Annotated in this window: 1 protein-coding gene and 1 pseudogene; both read left to right on the forward strand. The window is 66.2% G+C overall.

The features are described from left to right. The first annotated feature begins 214 nt into the window (after positions 1–214). Entirely contained in the window at positions 215–592 is a 378-nt protein-coding gene (locus tag B8460_RS17040; RefSeq protein ID WP_048862815.1) for a hypothetical protein, read from the forward strand. After that, positions 589–799: pseudogene (locus B8460_RS23110) on the forward strand (hypothetical protein); the annotation flags it as partial. The gene B8460_RS17040 and the pseudogene B8460_RS23110, both read left to right, overlap by 4 nt.

Below are 799 nucleotides of genomic sequence, written 5' to 3' on the forward strand. Positions count from 1 at the left end.
CTACGATCCAGACTGATCGGCTACCGCTCTAGCGCGCGCGCACGCGCGAAACGTGGAAAAATGGAGCAAGCTTCAGAAGCTTCAGATTTGGCTGGTGGGGAGAAGCCGCGCGACGCCGATCAGGCTCAAAAACCCCGCCAACTGATGATCAATCAGCCGCCGTAGCCAAGAAAATCATTGCGGCACAACGATCTATCGCGCTAATTGGCAGGCCATGTCCGCACAGTGTCCGCGAAAGCGCCGAGCAACCGCACAAGCCCTCGCCCGCGAGTTCGGCATCACCGTCGACGGCCGCAGCCGCCAAGCCCGCGCGTTGCGCCGGTTTCGGGCTGATCTGGTCGCGCATGTCGGCGGGAAGCCGAACGCCGCGCAAGAGGCGCTGATCGCTTCCCTCTGCCAGCTCCGACTGCGGCTTCTGGCGCTGGACCAGTCCTTTGCCACACGCGGGGCGATGACCGAGACAGAAAGCCGCCATTATCGCGGCTGGGTTTCGACTTTTCATGCGGGCTTGCGTGAGCTCGGCCTTGACGCCGCCCCTGCCCCCCGCCGAGACATCCGAGACATTCTCGCCGACAGGGCCGCCGGCCGGTGAACATCCTCGCCGCCCTCGCCGACCCGGAACTCTTCGGCGGCATGTTCACGGCCCCGTCCTGGCGGCCCTGGCGGGCCTTTCTGGCGGTGCTGTTCGGCCTTCCGCTACCTGATGACCTCGCGGCCCTGTATCGGCATCACACGGGCCGCTCCGTGGCGCCATCGGGGCGGTTCCGCGAGGCGGCGTTGATATGCGGCCGGCGAGGTG

Source organism: Acidisphaera rubrifaciens HS-AP3, from assembly GCF_000964365.1.
Taxonomy (GTDB): Bacteria; Pseudomonadota; Alphaproteobacteria; order Acetobacterales; family Acetobacteraceae; genus Acidisphaera; species Acidisphaera rubrifaciens.

Coding starts and splice junctions, on each gene's coding strand:
- B8460_RS17040 (WP_048862815.1), top strand. CDS start 215: ATGTCCGCACAGTGTCCGCGAAAGCGCCGAGCAACCGCACAAGCCCTC.